7 protein-coding genes and 1 pseudogene are annotated in these 7,855 nt (G+C 63.1%); 2 read left to right on the top strand and 6 right to left on the bottom strand.

Features of this window, described 5'->3' with window-relative positions; genetic code table 11:
• Positions 1 to 240 precede the first annotated feature (240 nt).
• The 4 genes from AC30NL_RS13145 to AC30NL_RS13130 all read right to left on the bottom strand — a co-directional run bounded on the left by AC30NL_RS13145 (position 241) and on the right by AC30NL_RS13130 (position 2,809).
• Positions 241 to 954, bottom strand: coding sequence for an enoyl-CoA hydratase/isomerase family protein (locus tag AC30NL_RS13145; protein ID WP_489464448.1), 714 nt, complete (start codon positions 952 to 954; stop codon positions 241 to 243).
• A gap of 227 nt (positions 955 to 1,181) precedes the next feature.
• Positions 1,182 to 1,640, bottom strand: a complete 459-nt coding sequence (locus AC30NL_RS13140; RefSeq protein WP_489464447.1) for a nitroreductase family protein — start codon at positions 1,638 to 1,640, stop codon at positions 1,182 to 1,184.
• 73 nt (positions 1,641 to 1,713) lie between these two features.
• Positions 1,714 to 2,379, bottom strand: coding sequence for a glutathione S-transferase family protein (locus AC30NL_RS13135; RefSeq protein WP_489464446.1), 666 nt, complete (start codon positions 2,377 to 2,379; stop codon positions 1,714 to 1,716).
• 10 nt (positions 2,380 to 2,389) lie between these two features.
• Positions 2,390 to 2,809 (bottom strand): DoxX family protein, encoded by a 420-nt coding sequence (locus AC30NL_RS13130; protein WP_489464445.1) that lies wholly within the window; start codon positions 2,807 to 2,809, stop codon positions 2,390 to 2,392.
• A 79-nt stretch (positions 2,810 to 2,888) separates the two neighbouring features.
• Here AC30NL_RS13130 and AC30NL_RS13125 point away from each other — a divergent pair, with 79 nt between their 5' ends.
• A complete protein-coding gene (locus tag AC30NL_RS13125; RefSeq protein WP_489464444.1) occupies positions 2,889 to 3,773 on the top strand; it encodes a LysR family transcriptional regulator in 885 nt (294 codons plus the stop codon).
• 211 nt (positions 3,774 to 3,984) lie between these two features.
• Here AC30NL_RS13125 and AC30NL_RS13120 read toward each other — a convergent pair whose 3' ends face one another.
• Positions 3,985 to 4,830 carry a hypothetical protein gene (locus tag AC30NL_RS13120; RefSeq protein ID WP_489464443.1) on the bottom strand — a complete coding sequence of 282 codons (846 nt, stop codon included), beginning with the start codon at positions 4,828 to 4,830 and terminating at the stop codon, positions 3,985 to 3,987.
• Between the two features lie 291 nt (positions 4,831 to 5,121).
• Between AC30NL_RS13120 and AC30NL_RS13115 the strand changes: the two are divergent.
• Positions 5,122 to 5,855, top strand: a pseudogene (locus tag AC30NL_RS13115) (IS4 family transposase); the annotation flags it as partial.
• 151 nt (positions 5,856 to 6,006) lie between these two features.
• Here AC30NL_RS13115 and AC30NL_RS13110 read toward each other — a convergent pair.
• The gene (locus AC30NL_RS13110) at positions 6,007 to 7,488 is read right to left on the bottom strand and encodes a CoA transferase (RefSeq protein ID WP_489464442.1); all 1,482 of its coding nucleotides are present in this window, start codon (positions 7,486 to 7,488) and stop codon (positions 6,007 to 6,009) included.
• Between the last annotated feature and the right edge of the window lie 367 nt (positions 7,489 to 7,855).

The raw sequence follows: 7,855 nt of genomic DNA, 5'->3' as shown, positions 1-7,855 counted from the left end.
CCACGCGGCCCACGCCGCTTCAGACCAAGGCATTCGAACTACTCGACTTAAACCCGGCTTGTACCCAGTAGCCCCACACCCTGCGAACGAAAAGTTCAAGCGGGGCGGGCACTTAGGTCTCGGTGGTCGTCAAAGTTCGGTTTAAGGTCGGCTTCGTCGTCGTAAGGAACCCCCAAACCGGATTTCTCGTTCGCGGGCGTGCAGGGACTCGGCACCGACTCCGCGGCGCCGATACGCCGCTCAGATCGCGACCGGAAATGCCTTCACCAGCATACGAGTCGCGTTCGATTCCTCCTCAATCGCACGGTCGAATCGGTCGAGCCCGACAGCGTTGAGCACGCGCTTGTAGTGTGCAACGACGGTCGGATCGAGCGCCGCGAGTCGTTGGCACGCAGCCATCGAGACTTCGTCCAGTTGATTGGATGGCACCGCCCGGTGGGCCAGTCCCCAGTCGACAGCCTGACGTGCACTGAACTCCTCGCCGAACAGCATCATGGCCTTGGCCCGCGACAGTCCGGCGATGGCTGGCAAAGTAGCCACGAGACCACCGGTCACGAAGACGCCGATCGACGCCTCGGGCAGCTTGAACCTCGCATCGTCTGCAGCCACCACCACATCGGCGTCCATCGTCCACTCGAACCCTGCGCCCACTGTCCAGCCGTGCACGGCCGCCATCACGGGCTTGGGGTGGCGCACGATGGCTACGGCAACGCCCTGGACCAGTTCGAGATCCCGCTCGGTGGGCAGCGCGCTGATATCGCGCCCCGCGCAAAAGGCCCGCCCATTGCCACGCAGGCGGATCACACGCACCTCTGGGTTGGTGGCTGCTGCCTGCAGTTCTTCGAGCAATGCGGCGGCCAAGGCGTTGTCGATCGCGTTGAGCTTCGCAGGGCGGTTCAGCGTCAACGTCAGTACGCCTTTGTCGAGCGTCGAAAGCAGTGTCGGTTCCACCATGCGCTCAGCGTAGCAGGACGCTGTCAAGCCAGCTCGGCGACAGTGCTCGCGCGCGGTGACGCGAACGACTGCTGTCGCCGGCCGCGGTCGGCGCAAGTCGACCCTTTGCCGCCGTTGAAAAGGGCCGACCCTCCAGGCCCGAAGCTGACGTTGGGCGGTTGAACTCGTCTCAGATCATCTTGAGAACGTCGCCGACCGCCCTTCGTGGCTTCTGCGCCGAGTTGCCTTCAGCCGGATAGCCTGACGGGTACCTCGTCGGTTTGCGGCGCGAACTCCCGGGAAACAGCGACCGGATCGAAGCCGCTCATCGGACCGGTGACCAGCCCTTGATCCTGGGCTGCCAGCATCAGCGTCATTGCGGCCAGGCTGGCCGAACGAAAGGCCTCGTCGCGCTGCAGTTGTGGATTGCCTTCGCGCGCCCCCTGCGCCATTGACACCCACGCGCTGACGACCTTCGCGTTCAGGATGCCGGCATCGAGCGACGGTTCAAGCACTTGTGCAAGGCGAAGGTGGGCGTTCAGCGTGCCGCAGTCGATGAAAGTCACGAGCGCATCGACGACCTTCTGCTGCCCATAGGCCGCGGCCTTCAGGCCGGCGGCATCGCGCACGGCGATGAACTTCCAGTTCTGGAAGTTGTAGGCACTCGGGCTCAGTGTGACCAGGCGAACGAGTTCGATGATCTGCACCTCGTCAAGCGGGCGTCGCGTGTCGAAGTGATTGACCGAAGTGCGTTGCTCCAGCAGAACTCATCAAATTCTCCTAAGCTTTCATCAGGGCAGACAGCGCCGAGCGGCGGTCAACGAGGAACCGCTGCAACAGCTGAGGATAGGCAGGCTCGACGGCATCGCGAACGGTCGGGCGCGCAGCGAGGACCACGCGCCAGGCCTGGACCCGAGGCGTGGCCTTGAAGATGCCGAAGTCGGCGATGCCGTCGAAGACGTCGAAGTAGCGAAAGATCGGGCCGAAGACGGCATCAACGACCGAGAAGTCGCCGCCAGCGAAGTAGGGTCCGTCACCGAGTGCGGCTTTAATTTGCTCGAAGCGGCTACGCAGCTCTGCCGCCTTGCTATGCAAGGCCTGCTCGTCGGGCGCGTTGTAGAAGCCGGCGATGGTGTTCAGCACGGCCGAACCGAACTCCATCCAGGCACGATGGCGGGCACGATGCAGTGCATTGCCAGGATGCAACCGGGGCAAGGTGGTGTCTTCCAGGTACTCGCAGATGACAGCCGATTCGAAGATGGGTTCGCCGTCCACCAGCAGCACCGGCGTCTTGCCCAAAGGTGAGATGCGCAGGAACGAGTCGGGCTTGTTCGACAGATCGACGTCGATGCGCTCGAAGGCGATGCCTTTCTCGGCCAGGACGATGGCGGCCCGCTGCACGTACGGGCACAGCTTGTGGCTGATGAGCGTGAGGCGTTCGGACATGGTGCCGTCCTCACAAACTTGGAACCAGGCGCTTGCTTCGGCGAAGGCTGAGCGCCCCATCACCGGCAAGCCAGATCGCCACCGAGGCCAGAAGCAGGAAGGCGGGGTATTCCCAGCCGCCTCCGTTCGCCGTGTGCACCCAGCCGTTGTCGGCGTGGACCGAAATCACCACAGCCATCACCGGCGAAAGAACCAAGGCCACCTGCCGGGCGTACAGGCCCAGCACGATCGCTAGACCGCCGAGTAGCTCCGCAGCGAAGAGCGGGTAGGCGACCCATCCCGGAAAGCCGATGCTGACGAAATATTGGGCTGTGCCGGGCAGCGTGAACACGAACAGCTTGAGCAGCGCGTGGGCGATCCACATCGTGCCCAGGCCGGCCCGCAGCAATGCGATGCCGAGGTCGGCGCTGCGGCTGGGACTGGATGACATCTGAAACCTCCGCTTGAGTGATGGACAGCCGCACGATAGGATTTCCCAGTCGCATTGCGAATAGGCACATCGGAAATCAATGGTTGCAAGACTGCAATACAAAATCGAAGTCAACGACCTGTACGTAGTGCTGAGCCTGGTGCGTGCCGGCACCTTGGCCGCGGCTGGCGAGCAACTGGGCCAGCACGCGTCTACCGTCTTCCGAAGCCTGCAGCGCATCGAAAAAGGGCTGGGCCTGCAACTCTTCGAACGCTCACGGGCGGGGTACATCGCCACGGACCTGGCACAGGACCTGGCCGCTCATGCCGAGCGGATGGAGGCCGAACTCGAAGCGGCCCGATCGGCGGCGCAGGCCGATCCCGGACAGGTCTCGGGCTCGGTCAGGATCACCACCACCGACACGGTGCTGCACAGCCTGGTGGCACCCGCGTTGAAGTCACTGCAGACTGTGCATCCCTTGCTGGGATTCGATCTGGTGGCGGGCAACGAACTGGCCAGCTTGACTCGGCGGGACGCCGACATTGCCGTGCGTGCGACCAAGCGACCACCGACACACCTGGTCGGCAAGCACCTCGGCCCGATCCGAGTTGCGCTGTTCACTGCACGCAAAGGCGGAAGGAAGCGCCTTGATGATTCAGCGTTGGCAGCGCAGAACTGGATCGCACCGGACGATGCGTTGCCGGACCACCCCAGCGTGGTCTGGCGGAAGAAGCGATTCCCGAAGGTGATGCCGAAGTACCGAGTCAACAGCATTCTCACCGTCGCCGAGCTGGTCGGCCAGGGCATGGGCGTCGGCATCCTGCCCCTCTTCCTTGCGCACCAACGCAATGACCTGCTGCAACTCGACGCGGAGATCGAGGAATGCCAGACGGAGCTCTGGCTGCTCACGCATACCGAGGCGCGCCACCTGCGGCGAGTTTCAGCCGTATATCGGCATCTTGCTGAGCATTTGGTGCTTCTGTAGGACTTGCAGTCAGCCACAAAACGGCCAGTCGCGGGCGACAGCTCCTGGCCGGCAGTGTGAATTCCGCGAGGTCGCTGATACCTGCCCTTCGTGGGAGACGCACTCGATGCGAAGAGCAGCTGACCGGCGCGGCTGCGAACTCACACTCGCGGCCAATTGCTGTCGTCCGCGAAGGGCGGCTCCAGGGCTGGTTAGGGTTAGGGCGTCCGGCTCAGAGAATGGGCTGTACGCAGGTGTGAAGCCCCACCACGTGCGCCGCCGACGAGCCGCGTAGAGCGACCGGTGCCGGGCTGATGAAGAACTCAGCCTGCAGCGGCGATGACAGGGCGCCCTTCGCGAATGACGCTCGCCGAGGCAGCACGTCGCAGAGTTCGATGTCGTAGCCTTGCCAAGCAAGCGCTTGTTTCGGCACCGTTGGTGAGCCGAAGGTCAGCCGCTCGGCCGGCGCATTCCTCGCACTCAGCTCGACTTCGATCTGCACGTAGCCAGCACTACCGCACATCACATCCTTCGGGCAGCGTTGATCGTTGATCGACAGTACTCGAAGTTTGAAACCCGCGAGCTGCAGTTCAACGGCTGCACCGGCTCCGACGGCCACCCGCTCTGCCGGTGTGATCCGCAACATGGCCCTTTGGAGCCGGCCCGGCCCGTCGGCTGGCAGCTCGCGGCCCTCCGGCGCAATGCCGACGAGCTCGACGAGCAGATGACCCAGCTTCGCATAGGCGGGCGCCGACGGACTCGGCTGACCTCGAGTCCCGCCTATCGCCAACGTCCCCGCATAGCGTTGACCGTCGGCCGTACGCAACGTCACCCTCGCCACGGCGTCGCGCGAGGCGGCATCCGATGGCGAGCAACGCTCAGCCGCACGGCAGCGACTGTCGATCACTTCATCCAGGATGAGCGTCGCGCTCCCCGGGCCGCTCGCGCTCTCGTGCGGGGCCAGGTTCACAGTCTGCACGTCGGTACGCTCCGCAACGGCGACCCCCATCCACCCCGCCAAGGCCGTTCCGACGGCCACCAAGCGAACGACCATGCCGGCCCTGCGATGCTTCTTCATTTCCAGCCTTCACCTTCTTGGGCGCGCCCGGCCCCTGCGACGCAGAGGAAGTTCAGCCAGTGGCCCAATCAGCTCAGCCAACGCGACAGGGGCTGCGTCAGCTGACAGGCGCGCGCCGCGCCAACGCCCTTCAAGTCGGCTGGCGTCGTCTCGTCCGATGGCACGACCGCGCAAATCTTGCTGCAGGGTGGAAACGATCTGATGGTCTGCCATCGTGTCGGGGTCCAGGCTGAAGGGCGCCTGCTCGCACGGCCTCATCACGCGCATGCAGAAGGCGCTCGATCGCGAGAGCGCGACTGGCACATCTGGTTCGATCTGGCCACCTTGCTGATCCGCCGCGCACGCAAGCTCTATGCAAGCGACTCGCTCGGTGTCGAGTTGGACAACACGGTCTACGCGCTGGACTCCAGCACCATCGATCTGTGCCTACGCCTGTTCGACTGGCACCGTTTTGCTCCACCAAGGCTGCCATCAAGCTGCACACCCTGCTGGACCTTCGCGGTTGTATTCCGGCGTTCATCTACATCAGCGACGGCAAGCTGCACGACGTGAATGTGTTGGACATGCTCAGCTTCGAGCCCGGCGCTTTCTACGTGATGGATCGCGGCTATGTGGACTTCACGCGGCTGTACGTGCTGCATCAGGCCGGCGCCTTCTTCGTCACACGCGCGAAGTCGAACTTCAACGCGCGGCGCGTCTACTCCGCGCCCTGCGAGCGCGACAGTGGCGTGATATGCGATCAGCGCGTCGCGCTCAATGGCTTCTACGCTGCGCGAGACTATCCGGAGCATCTGCGCCGCATTCGATTCAAAGACCCGGAATCGGGCAAGACGCTGGTCTTTCTGACCAACAACACAGTGCTTCCCGCGCTGACGATCTGCGCGCTGTACAAGCAGCGATGTCAAGTCGAGCTGTTCTTCAAGTGGATCAAGCAGTACCTGCGCATCAAGAAGTTTCTGGGCACCAGCGAGAACGCGGTGAAGACCATCGCCATCGTCAAAAAGGAGCTTCAACTCGATGCCTCGCAGCGTATGACCGCGAGCCGAAATCCTTATTGCGACAGAACCCCGGCCCGCCATGCTGAGAATCGAGACACACGCCCGTTCATTGGGGCGTGAGTGGAGGGCTGCTGAGGAGGTACCCCCATCGCCCATGGTGCCACTTGGAGACACGCCTTCAAGGATGACGGTGAGCCGGAAGCCGGTGGCGGGGTAGCGCGTGTTGCAGCCGCTCGCCTGTGGAGGCTGCTCCGCTCGGCCAGACCGGAAGGTTGGCGCCCAATGGCAGAGGCGGGAGGTCCCAGCGAGCCGGTGTTTCCGAATAACGCAGCACCGGTCCCAGGAAGGTCAACGGCCCGTAGGCCGGATTGTCCTGGGTGCACAGGTACTTGTGGATTTCTGCTTGAGGAATTGCCGACGACGGCAACTGGCTCTTGGGAATCAGTCCCTGGTCCTGGATCCACATCGCTGTGCGGCAGAGCGAGACACGGACATGGTAGGAACCACCCTCCTCCTCTCGACGCAACAACGCCATCATGGTACCCAGTGCTCCCAGGAAGCCGGTGACGTAGTCGTTCGGGTAGACAGGCTGCAACACCGGTCGATCGGGCGTGCCCTGAGCGACAGTCATACCAGTGACCACTTGCGCAAGCTGTTCCCAGCCGGGACGCTGCAGCCAAGGCCCGGCCCAACCGTAGCAGTTGACCGAGACGTAGATCGAGCCGGGACGCATTTCCGCCACCGCCTCGGCGGAAAAGCCAAGCTTGCTGATGGCGCCGGGCCGGTAGGATTCGACGAAGACGTCACTCTGGGTGATCAGCTCACGCAGGGTAGCGGCATCGTCGTCTTCCGTCAGGGTCAGCAACGCCTGCAGCTTGCCGTGGCCGGTGTCGACGACGAAGGGCAGCAGGGAGGGCTGCGTCGGACTGGTGATATGCATGATTTCCGCCCCCTGCTCGGCCAGGGTCTTGCCAAGCGTCGGGCCGGCAATGACGTGGGTCAGGTCCAGCACCTTGATCCCGCTCAGCGGACGGTCACCTTTTCTGGCCGGCGCAAACGGCTCGGGTTTGGACTCGCCGATCTTGATGATCTCGATGAGCGGCGTTGCCGCCACGGCCCGGCCCTGTTCGCTGTCCAACCACTCTCCCCGCGATCGGACCGCCGCGCCGCACAAGCCCTGGTCCGCGATGGCCTCTTCGAGGACGAACGCGTCCCAGGCACCCACCTTGTTGGCAATGTCGGAGGGATTCATGGTGCAGCCCAAAAGATTGAGCAAGCCATTGCGCAGCAGGGGATAGGCCCCGTGCAACATGAACCATCGTCCGTCGCGGACGGGATACAGATCGACCAGTGGGTAGGATGGTTCGGATTGTGGAAAGGCGTAGCCATGCTGGGACTGGTAACCGACGCTGAAAGAAGCGAGCGCTCCTGCCAAGGAGTCGATGGATATCTGCTGGCGTCGACCACCGGTGCGTCGCCGCCAGATTTCCGCAACCCCGGCGCCCTGCGCACCCAGCACCGCGGCGGCGCATTCGCCGATGCGGAAGACCGAATCGACAACGGGATCCGATCCTGACAACGCAACGTCAGTCGTGGTCGGCCAACTGATGTTCAGTTGAGACAACAACGACTGATAAATGGAATTGATCGTCTTGGCCATTTGGCACTCCCTGTTTGGACATTGGTCTTGGAAGCGGAGGAAAGGAGGTGTTGCATTGCAACAATCTGACTCTCACGAATCGTTCGAGGGATGTCAAATGAAAGGCGATCCAAAGTCAGGGTCGTCGATCCCGTGGGCACACGCAACTCGTTGAGGGTTTCGGTCGGCACGAAGAGGCATCACACGCCGCGAAGTGATGGGTTCGGCAAGAGCGGCGCGAGCGAGACCGCGATGCGATGCAACGCGCCGTCGTCGAATGGTCTAGAACCGAACTTTGAACCCCTAATCGGGCCGTAACCCAGCATTGGCGTGGGTTACGGCCTTTTTCTTGTCCTGGTTTGTACCCATGTAAATGACGCATATTTCT

The sequence above is a fragment of the Rhizobacter sp. genome (assembly GCA_021153565.1).
Taxonomy (GTDB): domain Bacteria; phylum Pseudomonadota; class Gammaproteobacteria; order Burkholderiales; family Burkholderiaceae_C; genus Albitalea.
This window is presented reverse-complemented; position numbering and strand designations above follow the sequence as displayed.